This is a genomic window from Embleya sp. NPDC005971, from assembly GCF_040629175.1.
Taxonomy (GTDB): domain Bacteria; phylum Actinomycetota; class Actinomycetes; order Streptomycetales; family Streptomycetaceae; genus Embleya.
This window is the reverse complement of the sequence record NZ_JBEXUX010000004.1, coordinates 87694-111151: the sequence shown is the minus strand read 5'-3', so window position 1 is coordinate 111151 and position 23458 is coordinate 87694. Positions and strand designations below refer to the sequence as shown.

Annotated in this window: 16 protein-coding genes; 11 read left to right on the top strand and 5 right to left on the bottom strand. The window is 70.3% G+C overall.

The features are described from left to right. Positions 1–4: 4 nt before the first annotated feature. The 5 genes from ABZ374_RS06055 (at position 5) to couO (ending at position 6517) form a co-directional block, all read left to right on the top strand. Complete coding sequence (locus tag ABZ374_RS06055) at positions 5–1588, top strand: long-chain fatty acid--CoA ligase (RefSeq protein WP_360306771.1); 1584 nt, start codon at positions 5–7, stop codon at positions 1586–1588. Next, positions 1585–2451 carry a crotonase/enoyl-CoA hydratase family protein gene (locus tag ABZ374_RS06050; protein WP_360306768.1) on the top strand — a complete coding sequence of 289 codons (867 nt, stop codon included), beginning with the start codon at positions 1585–1587 and terminating at the stop codon, positions 2449–2451. The genes ABZ374_RS06055 and ABZ374_RS06050 overlap by 4 nt, the downstream gene beginning before the upstream one ends. Beyond that, positions 2448–4469 carry an acetoacetate--CoA ligase gene (locus ABZ374_RS06045; protein WP_360306765.1) on the top strand — a complete coding sequence of 674 codons (2022 nt, stop codon included), beginning with the start codon at positions 2448–2450 and terminating at the stop codon, positions 4467–4469. Before ABZ374_RS06050 ends, ABZ374_RS06045 begins: the two co-directional genes overlap by 4 nt. Then, positions 4466–5542, top strand: coding sequence for a 3-hydroxyacyl-CoA dehydrogenase NAD-binding domain-containing protein (locus tag ABZ374_RS06040; RefSeq protein ID WP_360306762.1), 1077 nt, complete (start codon positions 4466–4468; stop codon positions 5540–5542). The genes ABZ374_RS06045 and ABZ374_RS06040 overlap by 4 nt, the downstream gene beginning before the upstream one ends. Before the next feature lie 78 nt (positions 5543–5620). Beyond that, the gene (gene couO, locus ABZ374_RS06035) at positions 5621–6517 is read left to right on the top strand and encodes a 4-hydroxyphenyl-beta-ketoacyl-CoA hydrolase (RefSeq protein WP_360306759.1); all 897 of its coding nucleotides are present in this window, start codon (positions 5621–5623) and stop codon (positions 6515–6517) included. Positions 6518–6606: 89 nt separating this feature from the next. On the opposite strand, the gene argG is transcribed toward couO, so the two are convergent. From argG to ABZ374_RS06020, 3 genes are all read right to left on the bottom strand, one after another. Continuing rightward, positions 6607–8031 (bottom strand): argininosuccinate synthase, encoded by a 1425-nt coding sequence (argG, locus tag ABZ374_RS06030; protein WP_360306756.1) that lies wholly within the window; start codon positions 8029–8031, stop codon positions 6607–6609. Positions 8032–8294: 263 nt separating this feature from the next. After that, positions 8295–9032: an NUDIX hydrolase gene (locus tag ABZ374_RS06025; RefSeq protein WP_360306753.1), complete on the bottom strand. Its 738-nt coding sequence runs from the start codon at positions 9030–9032 to the stop codon at positions 8295–8297. A gap of 54 nt (positions 9033–9086) precedes the next feature. After that, complete coding sequence (locus ABZ374_RS06020; protein WP_360306750.1) at positions 9087–11738, bottom strand: CHAT domain-containing protein; 2652 nt, start codon at positions 11736–11738, stop codon at positions 9087–9089. A 149-nt stretch (positions 11739–11887) separates the two neighbouring features. Between ABZ374_RS06020 and ABZ374_RS06015 the strand changes: the two genes are divergently transcribed. Together ABZ374_RS06015 and ABZ374_RS06010 are read left to right on the top strand one after the other, a co-directional pair. After that, positions 11888–13921 (top strand): caspase family protein, encoded by a 2034-nt coding sequence (locus ABZ374_RS06015; RefSeq protein ID WP_360306747.1) that lies wholly within the window; start codon positions 11888–11890, stop codon positions 13919–13921. Further along, positions 13918–14829, top strand: coding sequence for a hypothetical protein (locus ABZ374_RS06010; protein ID WP_360306744.1), 912 nt, complete (start codon positions 13918–13920; stop codon positions 14827–14829). Before ABZ374_RS06015 ends, ABZ374_RS06010 begins: the two co-directional genes overlap by 4 nt. Positions 14830–14851: 22 nt before the next feature. Here the strand turns inward: ABZ374_RS06010 and ABZ374_RS06005 are convergent, their stop codons facing one another. Continuing rightward, positions 14852–16264 carry a S41 family peptidase gene (locus ABZ374_RS06005; RefSeq protein ID WP_360306741.1) on the bottom strand — a complete coding sequence of 471 codons (1413 nt, stop codon included), beginning with the start codon at positions 16262–16264 and terminating at the stop codon, positions 14852–14854. A 266-nt stretch (positions 16265–16530) separates the two neighbouring features. On the opposite strand from ABZ374_RS06005, the gene ABZ374_RS06000 reads away from it, so the two are divergent. Continuing rightward, entirely contained in the window at positions 16531–17673 is a 1143-nt protein-coding gene (locus tag ABZ374_RS06000; RefSeq protein ID WP_360306738.1) for an FAD-dependent monooxygenase, read from the top strand. A 104-nt stretch (positions 17674–17777) separates the two neighbouring features. Then, positions 17778–19703, top strand: coding sequence for a molecular chaperone HtpG (gene htpG, locus ABZ374_RS05995; RefSeq protein ID WP_360306735.1), 1926 nt, complete (start codon positions 17778–17780; stop codon positions 19701–19703). 86 nt (positions 19704–19789) lie between these two features. On the opposite strand, the gene ABZ374_RS05990 is transcribed toward htpG, so the two are convergent. Then, positions 19790–21313, bottom strand: coding sequence for a chitinase (locus ABZ374_RS05990; RefSeq protein ID WP_360306732.1), 1524 nt, complete (start codon positions 21311–21313; stop codon positions 19790–19792). A gap of 399 nt (positions 21314–21712) precedes the next feature. Between ABZ374_RS05990 and ABZ374_RS05985 the strand changes: the two genes are divergently transcribed. Both ABZ374_RS05985 and ABZ374_RS05980 read left to right on the top strand, forming a co-directional pair. Next, entirely contained in the window at positions 21713–22339 is a 627-nt protein-coding gene (locus ABZ374_RS05985; protein WP_360306729.1) for a helix-turn-helix domain-containing protein, read from the top strand. A gap of 78 nt (positions 22340–22417) precedes the next feature. Continuing rightward, positions 22418–23437: an NAD(P)/FAD-dependent oxidoreductase gene (locus tag ABZ374_RS05980; RefSeq protein ID WP_360306726.1), complete on the top strand. Its 1020-nt coding sequence runs from the start codon at positions 22418–22420 to the stop codon at positions 23435–23437. Positions 23438–23458 lie beyond the last annotated feature (21 nt).

Genomic DNA, 23458 nt, shown 5'->3' with positions numbered 1-23458 from the left:
CACCATGAACACCGCAGCTCAGGGCAGCCACGCGAACTTCGGGCTCGGTACCTGGCCGGCCCGCCGCGCCCGGATATCCCCCGAGCGCACCGCGATCGTCGAAGCCGGCCGCGCCCTCACGTACGCCGCCCTCGCCGAGCGCACCGCACGTCTGGCCGGCCACCTGGCCGAGCGCGGCGTGCGCCCCGGGGACCGGGTGGCCTACCTCGGTGTCAACGCCGCGAGCACGTTCGAGACGTTCTTCGCGACGTGGCTGCTCGGCGCCATCGTCGTACCGCTCAACTTCCGGCTCTCCGGCCCGGAGATCCGGTACATGCTGGCCGACTCCGGCGCGACCGTCCTGGTGCACAGCCCGGACACCGACGCGCTCCTGGCCGCGGCGGCACCGCTGCCGGACACGCTGCGCACCCGCGTCCCGGTCGGCCCGGCCGACCCGGGGCCCGCCGACTCGCCCGACCTCGCCGGGGCGATCGCGGCCGGACCCGCGCTCGACGTACCGCCGGCCGTCTCCCTCGACGACCCGGCCGTACTGCTGTACACCTCCGGCACGACCGGCCGACCCAAGGCCGCCGTGCTCAGCCACGCCAACCTGACCTGGAACACGATCAACCAGCTCGCACACATCGACTTCGGGCACGACGAACGCTCGCTGTGCATCTCGCCGCTGTTCCACGCCACCGGGCTCGGCCAGGTCACCCTGCCGACGTTCTTCAAAGGCGGCAGCGTGGAACCGGTCGCCCGCTTCGACGCGGGAGCCGTCCTCGACCGCATCGAGCACGCCGCGATCACCAGCTTCTCCGCGGTACCCACGATGCTGGCCATGATGTGCGAACACCCACGCTGGGCACAGGTCGACCTCGGCTCGCTGACCAGCGTGGTCTACGGCGGCTCGCCCGTGCAGGAGCGCGTCGCCCGGGCCTGGCTGGACCGCGGCGTGCGCCTTAGGCAGGGCTACGGGATGACCGAGGCATCGCCGGGCGTCTACATGGCGCCCGCGTCCGGTGCCGCGGCGCGACCCGTCGCGGTCGGCGTACCGCACTTCTTCACCGATGTCGCGATGCTGCGCGACGGTCGGCCCGGCCCCCTCGACGCCACGCCCGGCGAACTGCTCGTGCGCGGGCCGCACGTGTTCTCCGGCTACTGGAACCGGCCCGCCGACTCCGCCGATTCGTTCGTGGACGGCTGGTTCCGCACCGGCGATTTGCTCAGCGTGGGCGCCGACGGCTGGGCGTCGGTCACCGACCGGGTCAAGGACCTGATCATCTCCGGTGGCGAGAACGTGTACCCGGCCGAGGTCGAGGCCGTGCTGCTTCGGCTCGACACGATCGCCCACGTCGCCGTGGTCGCCGTCCCCGACGCCCGCTGGGGCGAGGTCGGCGCCGCCTACATCCAACCGCGCGAGGGCTGCACCCTCGACGAATCCGGCGTGCGCTCCCACCTGGAGGCGCACCTGGCCCGCTTCAAGATCCCCAAGTACGTCGTCTTCGTGACCGCGCTCCCGGCCAACGCCACCGGCAAGATCCGCCGCGTCGAGCTGCGCGCCCGGGCCGCCGCGGAATTCGCCGACGTGGAAGGAACCTCCGGATGACCCGCCCCGCCACCCACCCGGCCCCGGCCCCGGCCCCCCAGGGGCCCGCGACCGCGACCGCCGACCCGTCCGCGCAGGCACCGGCCCCCGCGCTGCCGCCGTCCCTGCACATCGAGCGGCACGGCCCCGTCGCGGTGTTGCGCCTGTCCCGGCCGGCCAAGCGCAACGCCCTCGACGACGCGACCGTGCTCGGCCTCGAAGCGTTCTTCACGGCACCCCCGGCCGATGTGCGGGCCGTCGTCCTGGACGCCGAGGGCGAGCACTTCTGCGCCGGACTGGACCTGTCCGAACTCACCGAGCGCGACACCTTCGCCGGGCTGCGGCACTCCCGGATGTGGCACCGCGCCTTCGAACGCATCGAACGCGGCGATGTACCCGTGATCGCCGTACTCAAGGGCGCGGTCGTCGGCGGCGGCCTCGAACTCGCCTGCGCGGCGCACATCCGCGTCGCCGAACCAAGCACCTTCTACGCGCTGCCCGAGGGCCAACGCGGCCTGTTCGTCGGCGGCGGCGCGTCCGTCCGGGTGCCGCGCCTGATCGGCGTGCACCGGATGACCGACATGATGCTCACCGGCCGCGTCGTCGACGCCACCGACGGCCAGGCACTGGGCCTGTCGCAATACCTGACCGACGCCGGAGCCGGGCTCGACCACGCGCTCGAACTCGCCCTGCGGATCGCCGGCAACGCGCCGATCACCAACTTCGCCGTGCTCCAGGCCCTGCCGCGCATCGCCGAGGCCGGCCCCGACGAGGGCTACCTGCTCGAATCGCTGATGGCGGCCGTCGCCTCCGGCAGCGACGAGGCCAAGACCCGGATGCGCGCGTTCCTCGACGGCCGCGCCGGAAAGGTCGGCCGCTCGTGACCACCCCCGAACCCCCGCGCGCCACGCCCGCCTCGGCCGCCGCACCCGCTCCGGCCGACGAGCCCGAACTGCTGCGCGCCCCGGCCGCCGACGTCCTGGACAGCACCGAACTGGGCCGCTTCGTCCGGTACGTGCAGGCCGCCCGGGGCGAGTCGTTCGCCGACTACGACGAGTTGCACCGGTGGTCGGTCACCCGGCCGGCGGAATTCTGGACGAGCGTCCGGGACTTCTTCCGGGTGCGGTTCGCCACGCCCGAGCAGGCCGCACTCCCGGACCAGGGCATGCCCGGCACCCGCTGGTTCCCCGGCGCCACCCTCAACTACGCCCGGCACGCCCTGGACGGCGCCGGCGCGGCCGACTCCGCACCGGCGCTCGTCGCGTACTCGCAGACCCGCGACCGCGTCGAACTCACCTGGGGCGAGCTGCGCGACCGGGTGGGCCGCGCCCGCGCCGGACTGCGCCGGCTCGGCGTCGGCCGGGGCGACCGGGTCGTGGCCTACCTGCCCAACCTGCCCGAGACCGTCGTCGCGTTCCTGGCCACCGCGAGCCTGGGTGCGGTGTGGGCGAGCTGCGCACCGGAGTTCGGGGCACGCAGCGTCGTCGACCGGTTCGCCCAGATCGAACCCGCGGTGCTGCTCGCGGTGCCCGGCTACCGCTACGGCCTCAAGGACGTCGACCGCGGCGCGACCGTCGCGGAGATCCGCGCCGCGCTGCCGACCCTGCGCGTGGTGGTCTGCGTCCCCTACGGCGACGGCGCACTGCCCGACACCGTCGGGTGGGACGACCTGCTCGCCGAGCCCGGCCGGCCGGACACCGACCCGGTGCCGTTCGACCATCCGCTCTACGTACTCTTCTCGTCCGGCACCACCGGCCGCCCCAAGGCGATCGTGCACGGCCACGGCGGCATTCTGCTCGAACACCTCAAGAACCACGCGCTGAGCTGGGACCTGGCCCCGGGCGACCGGATGATGTGGTTCACCACCACCGCGTGGATGATGTGGAACGCACTGGTGTCCGGCCTGCTCGTCGGCGCCTGTCCGGTGTTGTTGGACGGGAACCCGCTGTACCCCGACCCGGACACGCAATGGCGCATCGCCGCCGAGACCAAGGCGACGCTGATGGGCGCGAGTCCCGGCTACCTGATGGCCTGCCGCCGCGCCGGCCTGAACCCCGGACGCGATCACGACCTGGCCGCACTGCGCCAGATCGGCGCCGCCGGCAGCCCGCTGCCGGCGGAGGGCTACCAGTGGTTGCACGAGCAGTTCGGCGACCGGGTGTTGCTCAACGTCGGCAGCGGCGGTACGGACGTGTGCAGCGGCATCGTGCAGGGCGGCCCGTGGCAGCCGGTGCGGGCCGGCGAGATCTCCGGCCCGGCGCTCGGGGTGGCGGCGAAGGCGTTCGACGACGACGGTCGCGAGGTCGTCGGCGAACTCGGCGAACTGGTCATCACCGTCCCGATGCCGTCGATGCCGGTCGGCTTCTGGGGCGACACCGACGGTTCGCGCTACCGCGCGACGTACTTCGACACCTATCCGGGCGTGTGGCGACACGGGGACTGGGTGCGCTTCGCCGAGACCGGGAGCTGCGTGATCGCCGGACGCTCGGACGCCACGCTCAATCGCGGCGGCGTGCGACTGGGCACCGCCGAGTTCTACCGCGTGGTCGAGGAGCTCCCGGAGGTCGCGGACAGCCTCGTCGTGCACCTGGAGGACCCGGCCGGCGGCAACGGCGAACTCCTGTTGTTCGTGGTGCCGGCGGCCGAGAACGCACTCACCGCGAAGCTGCGCGACCGCATCGTCCGCGAACTGCGCGGTGCCCTCTCGCCGCGACACGTGCCGGACGCCGTCGTCGCGGTCGCCACCGTGCCGCGCAACCGCACCGGCAAGAAGCTCGAACTGCCGGTCAAACGCCTCCTGCTCGGTGCGGACCTCGCCGACGTCATCGGCCCGGACACCCTCGCCGACCCGACCGCGCTCGACGACTTCCTCACCCTCGCGACGGAACGGAGCAAGCGATGAACACGAGCAGCGGCACGGGCGCGCGCGTGGGCATGGGCGCGGGTGTCGGCGCCGACGCAGGTACGCATGCGGGCGCCGGCGTGGGGGCGGGCGCGGGTGTGCGCACGGGCCCCGCCGGCGTGCGAGGTTCGGCGGAGGCCGCCGGGATCGCCCGGGTCGCGATCGTGGGCACCGGCGTGATCGGGGCGAGTTGGGCCGCACACTTCCTGGCTCGCGGGCTCGACGTGGTCGCCACCGACCCGGCCCCGGGCGCGGAGGAGCGGCTGCGCGCCGACGTCGCCGCACTCCGGCCGACCCTGGCCGGCGGCTCGGCCAGCGGCGCCCGGCCCGCTCGGCTGACCTTCACGGCCGACGCGGCGGAGGCCGCCGCCGAGGCGGACTTCATCCAGGAGAACGGCCCCGAACGCGAGGACGTCAAGCGGGCGCTGTTCGCCCGCCTGGACGCGGCGGCCCGTCCCGGCGTCGTGCTGGCCGGCAGTTCGTCCGGCCTGGCGACCACGGTGATCGCCAGGGACTGCGTCGCGCACCCCGAACGGGTGCTCATCGGCCACCCGTTCAACCCCCCGCACCTGATCCCGCTCGTCGAGGTCGTGCCCGGGGAGAACACCGGCGAGGACGCCGTCCGTACCGCGCTCGCGTTCTACACCTCGGTCGGCAAGAAGCCGATCCGGCTGCGCCGCGAGTTGCCCGGCCACCTGGCCAACCGGCTCCAGGCGGCGCTGTGGCGGGAGGCGTACTCGCTGGTCGATCGGGGTGCGGCGACGGTGGCCGACATCGACACCGCGATCGCCTACGGACCGGGCCTGCGCTGGGCGATCCTGGGGCCGTTCGCCAACCAGCATCTGTCCGGCGGCCCGGGCGGCATCGCGCACGTGCTGGCCCATCTCGGGCCGCCGACCGAGGCGTGGTGGCGCGATCTCGGGGACCCCTCGCTGACCCCCGAACTCACCGCGAAGCTCGTGGCCGGCGTGGCCGAGGCGCTCGCCGGCGTCGACGACACCGCGCTCGCCGCCCGCCGCGACGCACTGCTGAGCCTGCTGCTCGCCGCGAAGGCCGACGCCGACCTGCCCTGACCGACGCCCGCCCGCAGGCCCGCAGGCCCGCAGGCCGCACCATCCCTCGCCCCAGCCAGCCCGCCCGGAGAACCCACCATGGACCTCAGCACCATCGACGCCGTCGACACGCACGTGCACGTCGAACAGGACGGCCACGGCTGCTTCGCCCTGGACCGCGAACTGCTGGACGCCTCCGCCGCCTACTTCAAGGCCGACCGGGACCGCACCCCGACCCTGGAGCGCATCGCCGCGCACTACCGCGCCCGGCGCACCGCCGCCGTCGTCTTCACCGTCGACGCGGGCGCCGCGACCGGCCACCCGGCGCTGTCCAGCGAGGAGATCGCCGACGCCGCCGCCGCGCACGCGGACATCCTCGTCCCGTTCGGCTCGGTCGACCCGCACGGCGGCCGGGCCGCGGTCGCCCGCGCCCGCCGCCTGATCACGCGACACGGCGTCCGCGGTTTCAAGTTCCACCCCAGCCTCCAGGGCTTCGACCCGAACGACATCCGCTTCTACCCGCTCTACGAGGCACTCGCCGAAGCCGGTGTGCCCGCGCTCTTCCACACCGGGCAGACCGGCATCGGCGCGGGTCTGCCGGGCGGACGCGGGATCAAGCTGCGGCACTCGAACCCGATGCTGATCGACGACGTCGCGGCGGACTTCCCCGAGCTGACGATCATCCTCGCCCATCCGTCGGTGCCGTGGCAGGACGAGGCGATCTCGATCGCGACGCACAAGGCCAACGTCTACATCGACCTGTCCGGCTGGTCGCCGAAGTACTTCCCGCCGCAACTGGTGCGCGCCGCGAACTCGATGTTGCGCCACAAGGTGTTGTTCGGCTCCGACTATCCGGTCATCACACCGGAACGGTGGCTTGCCGACTTCGCCAAGCTGGACATCAGGGACGAGGTACGCCCGCTGATCCTCAAGGAGAACGCGGTCCGCGTCCTCGGCCTGGCCGGCGCCGAGCCGACGGACGACCGTCGCGCCTGAGCACGTTCGCCGACCCGCCGAACCGACCCCGCACGCGCCGCGCGTGCGGGGTCGCCCGCTGTTCGAAGATCCCGGTACGACGCGGACCGTCAGTCGGTACCGGATTCCATGGCCGCGTGATCCAGCGCGTCGGACGCCTCCGCGACGGCCACGGCGTCCTCGCTCTGCGCGGCGATGGCCGTCGCGCCTCCCGGGGTCAGCTCGCCGATCAGCCGGCTCCACGGGTTGAGCGCACCGTGGGCGGCGTACTGCTCCAGCTTGTTGCGGGAATCGGCGATGTCCAGGTTGCGCATGGTGAGTTGGCCGATCCGGTCGTCCGGGACGAACGTCTGGTCGAGGCTGCGCTCCATGGACAACTTCTCGGGGTGGTAGCTGAGGTTCGGACCCTGTGTGTCGAGCACCGAGTAGTCCTGGCCGCGCCGAAGCCGCACGGTGACACTGCCGGTGATCGGGTAGCCGATCCAGCGCTGGATGCCGTCGCGGAGCATCATCGCCTGCGGGTCGAACCAGCGGCCCTCGTACAGCAGTCGTCCGAGCCGGCGCCCCTCGACGTGGTACATCGAGATGGTGTCCTCGTTGTGGATGGCGTTGAGCAGCCGCTCGTAGCACACGTGCAGCAGCGCCATGCCGGGAGCCTCGTAGACGCCACGGCTCTTGGCCTCGATGATGCGGTTCTCGATCTGGTCCGACATGCCGAGCCCGTGCCGGCCGCCGATCTCGTTGGCCGCGAGCACCAGCTCCGCCGCGTCGGCGAAGGTGCGCCCGTTGATCCGCACCGGCCGGCCGTGCTCGAACTCCACGGTGACGTCCTCGGTCGGGATCTCCACCTCGGGGTCCCAGTAGGCGACGCCCATGATCGGGTTCACCATCTCCAGCGAGGTGTCCAGATACTCGAGCCGCTTGGCCTCGTGCGTGGCGCCCCAGATGTTCGCGTCGGTGGAGTACGCCTTCTCGGCGGAATCGCGATAGGGCAGGTTGCGCTCGGCGAGCCAGGTGGACATCTCCTGGCGACCACCCAGCTCGGCCACGAACTCCCCGTCGAGCCAGGGCTTGTAGATCCGCAACTCGGGGTTGGCGAGCAGGCCGTAGCGGTAGAACCGCTCGATGTCGTTGCCCTTGTAGGTGGACCCGTCACCCCAGATCGACACGTCGTCCTCGTGCATCGCGCGCACCAGCAGCGTGCCGACCACGGCCCGGCCGAGCGGGGTGGTGTTGAAGTAGGTCTGCGCACCCGAGCGGATGTGGAAGGCGCCACAGGTCAGTGCGGCCAGGCCCTCCTCGACCAGCGCGGCCCGGCAGTCCACGAGCCGCGCCTGCTCGGCGCCATAGGCTCGACCACGCTGCGGCACGTCGCCCAGATCCGGCTCGTCGTACTGACCGATGTCGGCCGTGTAGGCGAACGGAACGGCGCCGCGCTCACGCATCCACGCCACCGCGACCGAGGTGTCCAACCCGCCGGAGAAGGCGATACCGATCCGTTCCCCGACCGGCAACTTGCTCAAGACCTTCGACATCTGTACACCCCAAGCGGCCCGATCGCACGTGGCCCCGAATCGAAACAAGTAGCTCGGGAACACCCGAGACCGACAGCATGGCATACATTTGCACCCGAAGGCAAAACTATGCATCCCGCCCGTCCCGCACCGCCGCGGACCGGGTGATCAAGCCGGACCGCCGCCGGAGCGGACGGCCCGAATACGCCCGAATCGACCCCCGCATCGCCCCGGGAGTCAGGCGGGGCTGTGACGGTGGGACCCGGGGCTCGGGCACCGCGGGGTCAATGCGGCAGGAGGCCGCGGGTGAGGGCGAAGGCGTAGGCGGCGAGGGTGTAGGCGTCGGTGATCTCGCCGTCGAGGATCATGGCTCGGAGTTCGTCGGGGGTCACGACGCGGATCCGGTCGATGCCCTCCTCCGTGCCGTCGCCCGAGGGGTCGGCCGGTAACGCGGCGGCGGCGATGCGGGCCAGGTGGATGACGTCCCGGCCGCCGGACATGCCGCTGTCGGTGTTGATCGCGCCCAGCCACGACAGTTCCACGGCCGGACAGCCCAGTTCCTCCCGGACCTCCCGCGCGGCGGTGGCCTCGCCGGACGCGTCGTCGGGATCGCCGAAGCCCCGTGGGATCTCCCAGTGCCAGCTCCGGTCGGCATGGCGGAAGTGGTTGATCAGCACGATCCGGCCGTCGTCGAGGACCGGGAGCACGGCCGCCCCCGGCCCGGCACTGCCGCCCACGAGGCGGATGTACGTCCCCACCCGACCGGACCGAAAGCGCACCGCGTCGCGGACCACCATGAGGTAGGGGTCCCGGTAGACGACTCCGACGTCTCCGCACGAGGCGGGGAATCCGGCCGCGACCGAGCGTTGCGCGACCTCGTCGGCGACGGCGTCCTGGGTGGGGCGGTCCAGGATGATCTCGAAGGCGGCCCCGGGTGGGTTGGCGAAGAGTTCGGGGCGTTCCGCACCCAGTTCCTCGTACGCCGCGAGTGCGGCCTCCCGACGAATGCGAATGTCGTCCAAGACGGTCCCCTGGGTCTCGCGGCGAGTCGGACGGAGTGTCCGTCCCGAGTCTCGTCACAGATACAGGGCCAGGGGAAGATCCCGCACTCGGTCGGCGAACGTTTCGTACGGATGGCGCATGAGTTCGCGATAGTGCTCGTGCAGCGTGTCGACGACGTCGAAGACCCCGCCCCCAATGTCGAGCGCCTCCCGGGACGCACGCAGCAGCCGACCCACCGTGGCGACCATGGCACTGTCCCTGACGTCCCACAGCGGGACGGCGACCGCGCCGGCACCCGACGCGATGAACGACCGCACGAACCCCAGGACGTCCCCACCCTGACTCTGCATACCTCGACCCGCCACACACGCGGCCAGCACGGTGAGCTTGTTCCGTGGCAGACGCAGGCGCAGGGCCACGTCGAACTGGGTGAGGTAATGGGCACCGAACTTCAGACCCGGACCCAGCTCCTGGGCCTCGGGGTCGTACACGCCGTGCCCGACGAAGAGGAAGAACTCCGGTTCGCAGTCGACCAGGGCGCGGACCCCCGACCAGTCGCCCCGGTGCCGGGTGACCGCGTCGACAATCGTCTCGGGCGGTTCGCCGGCGACGACGAAGTGCTCCTTGGGCCACTTCAGATTGATCAACTCGCCCCCGCCGGCACTGGGATCGACACCCATCAGAACGGCCAGATCATCGGTGCCGGTCACCGCCTGGGTCTTGAGCAGGTGCCGACCTCGCCCTACGTAGGTGGTCACGCTCGCGGACAGCGACATCGGCAACATGGCCCCGAGCGGAACCGCCCCGGGCTCGTCCGGCAGGGCGACCTGGAGCGGGATCGCGAAGATCTCGTCGGTCGGGACGAGCACGAGATGTCCGGGCAGGCCGTCCGAGGTGACGAGATCCCAGATCGGCGCGATCAACAACCGCCAGATCTCCTTGGCATCGGCTTCGGTGGGCACGAGTTCCCGGTTCGACGCGATGGCCTCGGACAACCCGCGCACTTCGAGATAGGAGAGCCCGCGCCTGTACGTCAGGGTCGTACCTCGGCTCACGAAGGCTCCCAACCCGGTTGGAATACCCTCGCCCTCGCTCTCGTCCCATCCCTCGACGAAGTAGCGAACCACGCAGGTGCCGGGATGGTTGACCGCGAACGACGTCAGCCGATGAGCGATGTCCGGATCGTGCGGAGCCAGTTGCAGCGGGTGCCGAGAAAACCTCTCCTCGAACTCGGCGGACCTGGCACGCACGGCCTGTCGGAACGATCCCGCCGGCGCTGCCCGAACCAGTCCCGCCCGTGTCCCCCGCGCCGGGGCCGGTGCCGGATCGGGTTCGTCCGGCTGCGACGACCCGATCTCGTGCCCGTGCTCCGGATGTTCGAGGAGAGGCAACTCGGTGTTGGCCATCAGATCGAGGAGTTCACGGGCCGAGCACTCCTCCACCAGTGCGAACGCCTTCTCGTATCCGGCCGGTTCCAGATCCAGTTCATACCGGATCCGCTCCAGGTAGACCGGGCGCGCCGTCTTCGCGTAGGTGCGTTTGTAGACCGGGAGCGTGACCACCCGTCGCATCGAGCGAGCCATCTCCAGCGACCGGGTGCGCAGATCGTGCTCCAACCGTGCCCGGAACTCGGCCGACGCGTCCGGCAGGAGAGCCTTGATCGTGCGGCCGTAGGCCCGGACGGTGTACGCGTAGTAGTCGGCGTCCACACCGCTGATCAACGCTTCGCCGAACCCGTCTCCTCGGATGGCATCCAGAAGCTGTTCCAGCCTCCGCAACCCCTCGAGATCGTATCGACCTGCCGCGATGTTCTGTTCGGCGATCAACCTGCCCCGCTGCCAAGGCAGTTCGGCCAGCTCGGCGAAGTACCGGAGGGCATCCGGCTTCTCGATGAACGCGCGGTTGAGGGTCGACTGGGCGATCCGGTAGTGGTCCCCCAACGCCCTCGAAATGGCGATCGATTCGATCGTGTGCTCCAGGGACCGCGACGGATCGTCCGACTCACGGAGCACGGTCGCGAGATTGTGCAACACGTTCGAGTATCCGCGCAGGAACTCGCGCTCCCGGACGTCGGTGGCCCGGCCGGGGTGGGCGGCCTCGATCCCGTGCTCGTTCGCGACGCGGCCCACGTCCCGGTGCAGATCCGTCAGCTTGTCCAGGAGCGTCTGGCGATCGCCGACTGCGACCTCCTTGTGCAAGGTCTTCCTGAGTTCGAACTCCCCGCGTGCGCGATTGCTGCTCAGATCGGGCAGGCACCACCACAGGTGGGCCGCCTTCGCGAGCTTCTCGGCGGTCTTGAACGACTCGACGGCGAGTCCGTGCGACCCCAGGCGGTAGTGGATACGGCCCGCGCCGTCGTGCCAGCGGGCGGCGGCGTAGGCCGCGAAGGTGTCCTCATCGGTCGGGCTCCCCGCGCACGCCTCGGTCAGCCACGCCGCCCACGCCGCCGACTCGGTGATCAGTCGCCGACCGAGCAGCAGGTCGTATTCGACGTCGGCCTGCACGATCCGACACCAGTACGCCCCGACCCGGATCGCGGTTTTCGCCAGGTCCGATGCCGCCCCCGGCGGGTCGAAGGCACCGACCATCTGCAACAGGCCGATGGGGAATGCATGATCGAGAGGAATATCGTATTCCGTATCGAAGCGAAGTATCAGCAACCGAGGATCGACATTGGTCAGTTCGCGCCGAATATAGCTGTCCACGGCACGTATCTCGTCATCCATCGTGCACCTCCCGACGTGAACTTCAGGCTACCGGTTCGGCACCCGACGGGAAGCGATACGGGTGGATCGACGCGTTTTCCCTTTCTCGCGGAGTCTCGCCCACGGAGCCGCGCCGCGCGGATACCATCCACCCCAGGGGGTGACGCCTCATGGCGAAAGCTGCCGTCATCATCGGTGTGGGCAAATACCGGGAACTCACGCATCTGGAAGGTGCCCTCAACAGCGCGCGCGAGATGGTCCAATGGTTCGAAGGCGAAGGCTACGAGGTCCATCGATTCATCGATCAACCTCTGCCCGATGCACCGGTCGAATCCATCAGGGCCGAGGCTCTCCGGGAGTGCATACAGAGCCTGACGATGCGTGGGGACGTCGAACAGCTCGTGATCTACTTCGCGGGACACGGCGTGGTCATGAATCCGCAGCGGGGATCCGATCTCTGGCTCCTGTCGAATTGCGTCGACAATCCCAACGAGGCCGTCGAGGTCGACTACTACCAGGGGTGGGCCCAGTACTGCGGCATCAGACACGTCGTGCTGATCTCCGATGCCTGTCGGGTGCTGCCGGACGCACGATTTCGGAACGGCCTCACCGGCTTCAACATCTTCCCGAACGCCACGGAAAGGCGAGGCGGACGGACTTTCGTCGATCGGTTCTACGCCGTCGAGCTGGGCAAGCCTGCGTACGAAATACCGGCGCGGGGTGACCTGCCGGCCTTCGGCATATTCTCCCGAGCCGTTCTGGACGCCCTGCACGGCAGACTCACCGATGCTCTCGAATTCGGCGAGAACGGCGAGGCGGACGATCTCTTCATCACCACGTACAGCATGTGGCGCGCCGTCGAGGAGCGAATGCAAAGCCTGTCCGACGAACTGCACATAAATTCTCAAATACCCTGGTTCGAAATCACCTCGTTCCGCCCGCCCTGCCGACTCGCCCGCCGCCCCTCTCCGGCGGAGGTATCCATCACGGTCCGAGCCTCCCGCATACCCTCCGCACCGGGAGCATTCCTCGTCAGGGATGCCGGCGAGCGGGAAATCGCCCGTATCGATGCCGAAACACCCTCGCAGACCGTGCGATTGCCTCGGAAAGCCGAGTTCGGACTGTCTGCCGACGGCGCCTGGAAGCTGCGCGCGGAGGACGGGAAAAGAAGGCACGTCGCCAAACTCGACACCGAAATCCGGGTGGCCCCCCTGAGCGGGGTCCGCGGAGCGGATCCGCCACGAGACGTCGTCACCCGATTCGCGCCACCGTATCGCGAGAGGACCACCGCTCCCCACGACGGCGAGTTCGTCGTCGAGACCATGGACCTGCGGACCGGACGGTCCGTGGCCGAGTCGAGGTGGTTGGCCGCGGGCTCACGACCACCGCCGGTGGAGAAGCAGATGCCCGCGCAGCACTTAGGCGCCTGGGACATCGCCGGGATCATGGATCCGGCTCGCGACGGATTCCCCGATCGAACGGGCCTGTGCGTCAGGTTCCCCCTCGGACGACGACCCGCCGAGGTGGCGGCGTACCTGCCGGGCGGCACCCGACCCACCGGGATCGCGCGCCCCGGGCCGGCGCGGTGGGGAACCCCGGCGAGGCCCACGGCCGCGATCATTCGCACCGGTTCGGGTGGCGACGCCGTCTGGCTGTTGTCCGCGGTCTTCCCCGACTACGTGACGCTGCATCTCGCGAACGACCAGGGCAGTGACCTGGTGCTCCACCTGCCCCTCGGCAGCACCTCCGGCAAACCCTGGGTACGCGACGAGACCGAAATCCTCAAGGAATACGCGGTGGGCGTCGTCAACGGCTGGGAGCAGGTGGCCACCGACCCGGATTCGCCGGTGGCCGAATTCCTCAACGACGAGTCGATACCCCCGAATCCGACCCTGGCCCTCTCCGCCGCCTACGCACTGTCCCGCGCGGGCGAACGGGCCGCCCTCTCCCGCCTGATCGCGCGTTGCGCCGAACAGGGCTGGGTTCCGTACGACCTGGTCCTCCTCGCGGGCCACCCACGCCTCGCCGACACGGTGACGGTCACCCCCACGTACCCGCTGATGCGGGCGGGGTGGCTGACCCACGAAGCGCCGCGCGGTACGCCCGATCTGCGGCCTGCACTGCGCTGGGTCACCTGGAGTTCCCTCTCCTGCGACACCACCCGGCCCGACCCACCCGAACTCCTCTGGGGGAGCACGCCATGACCCGACTCGTATTCGTGCACGGACGGGCCCAACAGGGCAAGGATCCCGTCGAACTGCTGCGGCAGTGGGTGGACGCACTGACCGAGGGACTGGGTGCGACGAACGTGCCGCCCGCCGTGGTTGCGGCCACCATGCCCTACTACGGCGACGTCCTGGCGGACTGGGTGGGCCGCGAGTCGCCGAGGCTCGTGACGTACGGCGCCCCGGCGGATGCCGACGAAGCACCGGACGCAGCCCCTCGCGACCCGAAACTCTCCACGCTTGCCGCAGAGTTGATCCGGGATCTGGAGGTCGAACTCGGCCTCACCTACGACGATGTCACCGCCGAACTCCCCGACGGGGAGGCGGTGACCAGAGGCCCCGTCAACTGGGCCTGGGTGCAGGCGACGCTGGCCGCGCTGGACCGGCGAGTACCCGCCGCCGGTCGAGGGTTCCTGCGTTTCGTCGCCGATGTGGAGGCGTATCTCCGGGCACCCTACGTGGGTCCGGACATCCGGCAGATCGTCGCGGAACCCCTGACGCAGGCCGTGGCCGAGCGGGAACCGGTCGTCGTGGTCGCACACTCCCTCGGTTCCGTGCCGGCCTACGAGTTGTTGCGCGAGTTGGGCACGACGGTCGAGGTCCCGCTGTTCGTCACGGTCGGCTCGGCCCTCGGTTTCGCGACCATCCAACGCCATCTACGACCGCCCGCGCTCGCCCGGCCGGCCGGGGTCGCCCACTGGCTCAACGTGTACGACCCGCGGGATCCGGTGACCCTGCGCCCGCCGGGCCGAGCCGTCGGGTTCCCCGGGGTCGACCGGCACCTGCGGGTGGCGAATCCGCACCGGGATCCACACGGCATCGTCGGCTACCTGGGCCACCCGGAAGTCGCCCTGCTCATCGGCCGCCACCTCGGTCCTGCCGCGTAGCGGGACCGAGTGGACGCGGTCGTCAGGAAGCGGTGGTGGGCAACATCCGCACCGCACGGTCGAAGGCCGAGTCGCGGTGGTTGGCGAACTCGTCCTCGGTGAAAACCGGTTCCGGCACATTCGGCGGGATGCCGGTGCCGTCGAAGGTGCGGCCGTCCCGGGTCCGGAACACCTCGTTGGGCACGCCCGCCTGCCAATCGTTGGGCAGTCGGCGCTGCATGACGTCGGAGAAGACGCCCTGGGTGGCCGCACCGATGCGGATCGTCGAACCGGGCCGGCCCATCATCGCCTGGACGAAGGTCTCGCCCGCGCTGACCGTGGAACCGCCGGTCAGGATGGCAATCGGCCCGGTGTAGCGGGTGCTTGCCGGGTCGGGACGCACCTCGATCGGCTGGAGGCGGGTGAACCGGCTCGCGTCGTGCGGGTCGTTGCGGGCCTGCTTCGCGTAGGCGAAATACGGGCGGTCACAGAGCCTGCCGGCCAGTTGCAGCCCGAGGTTGTCCATGCCGCCGTCGTTGACCCGTGCGTCGATGATCAACCCGCGCAGCCGGCCCAGCCGTTCCGGGGTGAGCACCGCGTCCAGGGCGCGGTCGAGTTCGGCGCTGTCGCCGAGGTGGCTGGGCGGGCGGTCGGGCAGATAGCCCATGAATCCGTTGATCCGCAGATAGCCCTGTCCGTCGGGCAGATCGGCGTAGGCGACCCGTCCGTTCGCGTACTCGGTCAGGGGCCGCCCACCGAGGTCGCGTTCGACGATGTAGGCCCGGATCCGCCGGTCGAAATCGGCGGTGGGCACGGTGGTGCCGGGACGCGTGTCGCCGAAGTATCGGTCCGGGCCCGCCGTGAGATCCACGTGTGCGTCGTCGAGCGGATCGAGCATGTCCCGCATGATCGAGAAGAGTTCGTCCTCCGTGGTGTTCGGCCCCACCAGTGGCCGATACCGATCGCGCAGCGCGTGCCAGTCGATGCCCTTGGCCGCGAAGAACGGATAGTTCTCCTCGTACGACTGCCAGAAGGTGTCGAAGGCGGCCACGGGGCCGGACGGAGCCGGGCGCAGGCAGTTCCGTGGCAGGGCACCGATCCGGTTCAGCTTCCGGTATCCGGGCGCGTGGGTGAAACGCAGCTCGGCCCGGTTCGGCCGCGCGGCCGGTCGCACCCCGACGACCATGCCGTCCGTCGAGTCGTACAGCGTCTCTCCCCGATCGGCACCGGAGCGTCGGGCACTCGGCCCGGGCAGGCAACCGATCGAAGTGGTCTGGTACTGGCGCAGCGTGCCGTCTCGGATCGTCACGATCATGCCGTACCCGTCGGCGCGCCACACGCCGTCCGGCGTGGGCGATCGGGTCGCACCGGTGTCGGCGGACGCGCCGACGCCGGTGGTCAACACCAGTAACGAGGCCGCCACGATCGCCGAACAGGTGCTGCGAAGTCTGGTCATCTCGGTTCCCTTCCCCGGGCCGACACGGCATCCGGTGAACGCGACCACGATCGCTCCCGGGCCCGGCCCCGGGGCATCCGGACAGCACCCGAATCGGGGTGGGCCTATCCCCACGACTCACCCGCCACCAGCCACACGCCGGCGCCGGCGATTCGAGCACAGCCATTGGTTGCATCGATAACTAAGTTGTCTTGTTGCACTTTTATATTCGATCTGCTTTTCTGAGGGCATCGAACGATCGCCCCCACCGGAGAGGCAGCACCACCATGAATTCCCCAGCAGTCGCCCACGCTCGGATCGGCATCATCGGCGCCGGGCCCGGCGGGCTCACCTGCGCCCGAATCCTCCAGCGGCACGGCATCGCGGTCACCGTGTACGACCGCGATCCCGGCCCCGACACGCGCAACCAGGGGGGCACCCTCGACCTGCACGCCGACAACGGCCAGATCGCCCTGCGCGAAGCGGGCCTGCTCGACGAGTTCTTCCGGCTCGCCCGCCCGGAAGGTCAGGAGATGCGCCGACTGGACCCGACCGGCCGCACCACGTTCCGCCATGTCCCGGCGGCCGACGAGCTGTTCAAGCCGGAGATCGACCGCGGCCAACTGCGCGACCTGCTCCTGGAGTCGCTCGAACCGGGAACCGTGCGCTGGGGCCACACCCTCGACACGATCGGCGGACCCGCCGACGGGCCTCGGCAGTTGCACTTCGCCGACGGCACCACCGTCGAGAGCGATCTGGTCGTCGGGGCCGACGGCGCCTTCTCCCGAGTACGCCCGGCAGTGTCCCGCGCCGTCCCCGCCTACACCGGAGTGAGCTTCCTGGAAGCCTGGTTCGACGATGTCGACCACCGACACCCCGAGATCGCCGCGCTGGTCGGTCCGGGCGGCGCCGCCGCGGCCGACGGCGAACGCGGCTTGTTCGCACAGCGCAACAGCGGAAACCACATCCGCGTGCACCTCATTCGACGCGGCCCGGTCGACTGGATCACCGACAACGGCCTCGGCACCGACGACACCGGCGGCATCCGCGCCCTGCTCCTCGACGAGTTCGCCCACTGGTCGCCCCGGATGCGCCGGATGATCACCGACAACGACGGCCGCTACGTCGACCGCCCGCTCTTCGCCCTCCCGGTTCCGCACGCCTGGGAGCACAGCCCGACGGTGACCCTGCTCGGCGACGCCGCCCACCTGATGCCACCGCTCGGTGTCGGCGTCAACCTCGCCATGCTCGACGCCACCGAACTCGCCCTCGCCCTCGCGCGGGCCGCCACCGTCGGGGACGCCGTCCGCGGCTACGAGAAGACCATGCTCCCCCGCTCCATCGAGACCGCCGCGGCCCTCGAAGGCGCCGCCGAAGACCTGTTGTCCGCCGACCCGGCCGACTGCGACCACGACGAGCCCCGACCCTGAACGCGCCGGCCGGGTCGCTTGGACGTGCCTGTGCGCTCCGCCATAAAGTGTCGTCGCCAAGACGACACAACCCGGCGTCGCCGAGGAGATGAGGAGACCCCAGGGTGGGTAGCAGCGTCGAAACACTGGAATTCCAGGCCGAGACCCGTCAGTTGCTCCAGTTGGTGATCCACTCGATCTACTCGAACAAGGACATCTTCCTGCGCGAGCTGATCTCGAACGCCTCCGACGCACTGGACAAGTTGCGGCTGGAGTCCCTGATCGACTCCGATCTGGAGGTCGACACCTCGGACCTGCACATCGCCTTGGAGGTCGACAAGGACGCCCGCACGCTGACCGTTCGCGACAACGGCATCGGCATGAGCCGCGACGACATCGTGGACCTGATCGGCACCATCGCCAAGTCCGGTACCGCCGGCCTGCTGGAGAAGATCAAGGAAGCCAAGGAGGCCCAGGACGCCGCCGCGACGCAGCACCTGATCGGCCAGTTCGGCGTCGGCTTCTACTCGGCCTTCATGGTCGCGGACAAGGTCACCCTGCGCACCCGGCGGGCCGGCACCGACGCCGGCACCCGGTGGGAGTCCGACGGCGAGGGCACCTACGAGATCCAGGCCGTCGACGGCCTGCCCGTGGGTACCTCGGTCACCCTGCACCTCAAGGCAGCGGACAGCGAGGACGGGCTGGCCGACTATCTGGCCGACTGGAAGATCCGGCAGATCGTCAAGCAGTACTCGGACTTCATCCGCTGGCCGATCCGGATGCCCACCGTGCGCACCGAGGCCGACGGCGTCACCACGCACGGGGTCGACACGCTCAACTCGATGAAGGCGCTGTGGGCCCGGCCGCGCAGCGAGGTGACCGAAGCCGAGTACCACGAGTTCTACAAGCAGATCAGCCACGACGGGCTCGACCCGGCCGAGACCATCCACATGCGTGCCGAGGGCAACTTCGAGTACGAGGCGCTGCTGTTCATCCCCGCACAGGCACCGTTCGACCTGTTCTCGCGCGAGTCCAAGAGCGGCGTGCAGTTGTACGTCAAGCGCGTGTTCATCATGGACGACTGCGAAGCGCTGATGCCCAACTACCTGCGCTTCGTCAAGGGTGTCGTGGACGCCCACGACCTGTCGCTGAACATCTCCCGCGAGATCCTCCAGCAGGACCGGCAGATCCGCGGGGTGCGTCGGCGCCTGGTCAAGAAGGTCCTCGGCGCGATCAAGGACATGCAGGCCAAGGACGGCGAGCGCTACGCGCGGTTGTGGGCCCAGTTCGGTCGGGCGCTGAAGGAGGGCCTGCTGGAGGACGCCGACAACACCGAGGCCCTGCTGGAGTTGGTGTCGGCCGCCTCCACGCACGACCCGGAGCAGCCCACCACGCTGCGCGCGTACGTCGAGCGCATGAAGGACGGCCAGGACGCGATCTACTACCTGACCGGCGAGACCCGCGCGATGGTGGAGAACTCCCCGCACATGGAGGCGTTCGCGGCCAAGGGGTACGAGGTGCTGATCCTGACCGACCCGGTCGACGAGGTCTGGGTCGACCAGGTCCCGGCCTTCGACGGCCGGCGCCTCCAGTCGATCGCCAAGGGTCAGGTCGACCTGGACGAGCCGGCCGCCGACGACGCGGAGGCCGGCTCCGAGAAGGCCAAGCGCGAGCAGGACTTCGCCGCGCTGCTGCCGTGGTTGACCACGACCCTGTCCGAGCAGGTGAAGCAGGTCCGGCTGTCGTCGCGACTGACCACGTCGGCGGCCTGCATCGTCGGCGACGCGCACGACATGACCCCGACGCTGGAGAAGATGTACCGGGCGATGGGGCAGGAGATGCCCTCGGTCAAGCGCATCCTGGAGCTCAACCCGACCCACCCGCTGATCACCGGGCTGCGCTCGGCGCACGAGGCGAACGCCGACGACCCGGCGCTCGCGGAGATCGTCGAACTGGTCTACGGCGGCGCGCTGTTGGCCGAGGGCGGCGACCTGCCCGACCCGGCCCGCTTCACCCGGTTGCTCACCGAGCATCTGGCCCGCGGCCTGTAACCGATCCGCAACGCGGGTGCTGCCCGGCAGGTGACCTGCCGGGCAGCACCGTGTTCGACGCGGGTCGCCGATCAGGGACGACGGCTTCAGCAGGCGCCGAGGTCCTGCCAGACGCCCCATTGGCCGGTGGTGCCGGGTGTCTCACCCGTCGTCCACCACTTGGCCTTCCAGTTGTGACCCTGGTGCGAGACCTGCTGGCCACCGGTGTAGATCGTGCCGGACGCCCAGGCCGGGGCCGTGCACGTGTGGCCGTTGCCGCCGGTGACGGTCAGGGCGTAGGTCGCGCTGTGACCGCCGGAGGCGGCGGTCCCGGTCACGGTGAGGTTGTAGGTGCCCGAGACGGTCGCCGCGGTGGTGTTGACGGTGAGCGTGGAGGAACCGCCCGCCGTCACCGAGGTGGGACTGAGCGAGGCGGTGACGCCCGCCGGGGCGCCGCTGACGGTCAGGCTCACCGTCTGCGCGGCACCGGCCGTCACCGCGGTCGAGATGGTCGAGGTGGTCGAGGAGCCCGCGACGACGGACCCGGCGGCGGGAGTCGCCTTGACCGAGAAGTCGTTGGTCGGGGTGGTGGTGCCGCCCGTGAAGGGCTCGAAGATGTGGCTGAAGTCCCAGGTGTTCTGGGCGATGCCGGAGCAGTTGTCCGCGGCCGGCTGGTTCGGGCAGTTGCCGTTGTCGCGCTGGAGGGCCCAGAACGAGAGGGTGTTGATGCCCTTGGACACGGCCCAGTTGTAGACCTGGGTGGCGTTGGCCAGGGTGAAGGTCTCGGCCGGCCCGAAGTCGTCGACACCGATCATCTCGGTGACGCCGACCATCGCCCACAATTGGGCGGGGGTCTTGCTCGGGTAGAGCTGGGCCAGGGTGTTGTACAGGCCCTGGGCCGCGGTCTCGGTGTCGTTGGCCATGTTGTGCGTGGCGTTGTCGTAGTAGTCGAACGTCATCAGGTTGACGACGTCGACCTTCGTACCGTTGCTCACCGCGTTGCGCAGCAGGGCCACGCCGTTGGGGGCCAGGCCGCTGGTGGTGGTGGGCAGCGTGTAGGAGATCTCGATCTTGCGCCCGTTGCTCGCGGCCCAGTCCTGGACCAGCTTGATCGCCTTGTTGCGGCGGTCGATGCCGGCCGTGTTGTCCAGCGCGTCGATCTCGATGTCCATGTCCAGGCGGGAGATCTCGTAGGTCGTGATGACCTTCTTGTAGACCTCGGCGATCTGGTTGACATCGGTACAACTGTCCGCGATCTCGGTGCCGGTGGTGTCCGCGGTGTAGCCGCCGAAGGAGGGGATCACGTCCCCGCCGTTGGCCTGGATGGTCTTGATGTCGGCGCCGAACGTGGACTGGGCGATCGGCATGCCGCTGTCGCCGTTCCAGTACGCCGTGCAGGAGCCCTTGGTGGCCGTCTGCAGGAACGCCATGGTCAGGTGCTTGGCACCGGACTGGGCGGCCAGCGCGGCCGGGCTGTCCCCGGTCCACGCCTCGAAGTAGGGGGCGAAGACGTGCGAGGGCAACGGAGTCGCGGCCTGGGCGGGGCCGGCTCCGAGCGCGGTGAAGGTCACGGCCGCGGCGGCGGTGACCGTTGCGGCGACGGCCGCTCGTAACGTACGCAAGAGTCGCATGTGCGTCCAGACTGTAATTGGGGACGGACCGCCGATTCGCGTGGCACGGCGGCATGGGGTATGAGACAGCCCGGCACGCACAGAAGTCAATGGTCTGGACCAAAGTGGACTAGACCATTAACTTTCAAGGAAATTGTTTACCGGGCAAGGCAGTTGCCCGAGCCGATCGGGAACGTGCTCCCCTCGACGTCCTCGGTCGGCTCGAAACCGCCGCTCCGACCGGAGCGCGCGCTCGGCCGACCCCGCGTCAGGTGGCGAACTCGCCGAGCCATCCCCGGTCGAGCCGGTGCCTGGGCGGATACGGCAACGTGCCGTCCACCGCGACGGGGAAACCCGTGTCACAGAAAAGAGCAACCGGCCAACTTTTTGAGTCGCACAACCAAGAGTAGGGTCTCGACCATGGGCGACACGACGGCCGAGCCGACACCCCCGAGCACAGCACACCCGCCGACGGGCCGGCGCGAGCGCAAGAAGGCCGCCACCCGGCAGGCGCTCGCGGACGCCGCGTTGCGGCTGTTCCTCGAACACGGCTACGACCGCGTCGGCATCCGCGACATCGCCGAGGCGGCCGACGTGTCCACCACGACGTTGTTCAAGCACTTCGCCGGCAAGGAGGCACTCGTCTTCGACGAGGACGCGAACGACGAGGCCCGACTGCTGGCCGCCGTGCGCGAGCGCCCCGCGGGCCGATCGATCCCGGCGGCGCTTCGCGAGCACGCCCTGAGATACCGGCTCAAGTCCGGCGACACCGACGCCGACTTCGCGGAGTTCGTCGAACTGGTGGAGCGGACACCGGCGTTGCGTGAATACGGCGAGCGTATGTGGCTACGCCACGAAGCCGCCCTGGCCCGGGCCATCGCCGAGGAGACGGGACGACCCGAGGACGACCCGGACTGCGCCGCGCTCGCGCACTTCGCCTTGCGCGCCCCGCAGATCGGTCCGGGCCGGATCGACGCGGTCGTGGCCACCGACCACGCCTTCGATCTCCTCGACCGCGGCTGGCAGGGCCTGGGGGTCGAGAAGTAGCCACACCGGCCCGCCCCCATATTGCCGAAACGGCATGAATGTTTGCCGTATGGCCGGCGTGCTCGCAGGGTGGTCGACATGAGCGAGAACACGTGGGTGCAGGCGAGTGACGAAGTGTGGGACGTCGTGGTGGTCGGGGGTGGGGTGGCCGGGCTGTCGGCCGCGCTGACCCTGGCGCGGGTGCGCCGCTCGGTGCTGGTGATCGACGCGGGCGAGCCGCGCAACGCGCCCGCCGCCGCGACGCACAACCTCCTGTCACGGGACGGGATCGCGCCGCTGGAGCTGCTGCGGCTGGGGCGCGAGGAGGTCCTCTCCTATGGTGGGCGGGTCGAGTCCGGCCGCGTCTCGGGCCTGCGGCGCGAGGGCGCGGAGCTGGTGGTGACCACCGAGGACGGCGGCCGTGCGCCGGCCCGGCGGGTGCTGGTGACCACGGGACTGGTGGACGAACTGCCCGCGATCCCCGGGCTCGCCGAGCGGTGGGGGCGCGACGTGTTGCACTGCCCGTACTGCCACGGCTGGGAAGTGCGCGATGGCGCGGTCGGCGTGCTGGCCACCGGGCCGGCGGCGTTCCACCAGGCGCTGATGTTCCGGCAGTTGTCGCCGGAGGTGACGCTGTTCCTGCACTCCGGCGGCGACCCGACCGAGGAGCAGTGGGAGCAGTTGGCCGCCCTGGGCATCGACGTGGTCGACGGCACGGTCGGTGCGCTGGAGGTCGACGACCGGGACCGGTTGGCGGGCGTGCGCCTGGCCTCGGGCCGGTCGGTCGCGGTGGACGCCCTGGTGGTGGCGCCCCGGTTCGTGGCGCGCGCCGGCTTCCTCGCCGACGCGGGCCTCGCGGTGACCGAGCACCCGATGGGGATCGGCGGCCAACTGGTCACCGAACCGGGCGGGTTCACCGGGGTCGACGGCGTGTGGGCGGCGGGCAACGTCACGGACCTGATGGCCCCGGTCCCGGCCGCCGCGGCATCGGGGGTGCAGGCCGCGGCGGCGATCAACATCGACCTGATCGGCGCCGACGCGCGGGCCGCGGTCGTCGCCCGCGCCGGCCGGGCTTCCGACGCCTCCCGGCCCGAGCCGGGCTCGGGCGACCGACGGTGAACGACCGGGAACGGCCCCACC

Excerpts from the sequence above, each read along its gene's own strand:
- ABZ374_RS06055 (WP_360306771.1), top strand. The coding sequence starts at position 5 with ATGAACACCGCAGCTCAGGGCAGCCACGCGAACTTCGGGCTCGGTACC.
- ABZ374_RS06050 (WP_360306768.1), top strand. The coding sequence starts at position 1,585 with ATGACCCGCCCCGCCACCCACCCGGCCCCGGCCCCGGCCCCCCAGGGG.
- ABZ374_RS06040 (WP_360306762.1), top strand. The coding sequence starts at position 4,466 with ATGAACACGAGCAGCGGCACGGGCGCGCGCGTGGGCATGGGCGCGGGT.
- couO (WP_360306759.1), top strand. The coding sequence starts at position 5,621 with ATGGACCTCAGCACCATCGACGCCGTCGACACGCACGTGCACGTCGAA.
- argG (WP_360306756.1), bottom strand. The coding sequence starts at position 8,031 with ATGTCGAAGGTCTTGAGCAAGTTGCCGGTCGGGGAACGGATCGGTATC.
- ABZ374_RS06020 (WP_360306750.1), bottom strand. The coding sequence starts at position 11,738 with ATGGATGACGAGATACGTGCCGTGGACAGCTATATTCGGCGCGAACTG.
- ABZ374_RS06015 (WP_360306747.1), top strand. The coding sequence starts at position 11,888 with ATGGCGAAAGCTGCCGTCATCATCGGTGTGGGCAAATACCGGGAACTC.
- ABZ374_RS06010 (WP_360306744.1), top strand. The coding sequence starts at position 13,918 with ATGACCCGACTCGTATTCGTGCACGGACGGGCCCAACAGGGCAAGGAT.
- ABZ374_RS06005 (WP_360306741.1), bottom strand. The coding sequence starts at position 16,264 with ATGACCAGACTTCGCAGCACCTGTTCGGCGATCGTGGCGGCCTCGTTA.
- ABZ374_RS06000 (WP_360306738.1), top strand. The coding sequence starts at position 16,531 with ATGAATTCCCCAGCAGTCGCCCACGCTCGGATCGGCATCATCGGCGCC.
- ABZ374_RS05990 (WP_360306732.1), bottom strand. The coding sequence starts at position 21,313 with ATGCGACTCTTGCGTACGTTACGAGCGGCCGTCGCCGCAACGGTCACC.
- ABZ374_RS05985 (WP_360306729.1), top strand. The coding sequence starts at position 21,713 with ATGGGCGACACGACGGCCGAGCCGACACCCCCGAGCACAGCACACCCG.
- ABZ374_RS05980 (WP_360306726.1), top strand. The coding sequence starts at position 22,418 with ATGAGCGAGAACACGTGGGTGCAGGCGAGTGACGAAGTGTGGGACGTC.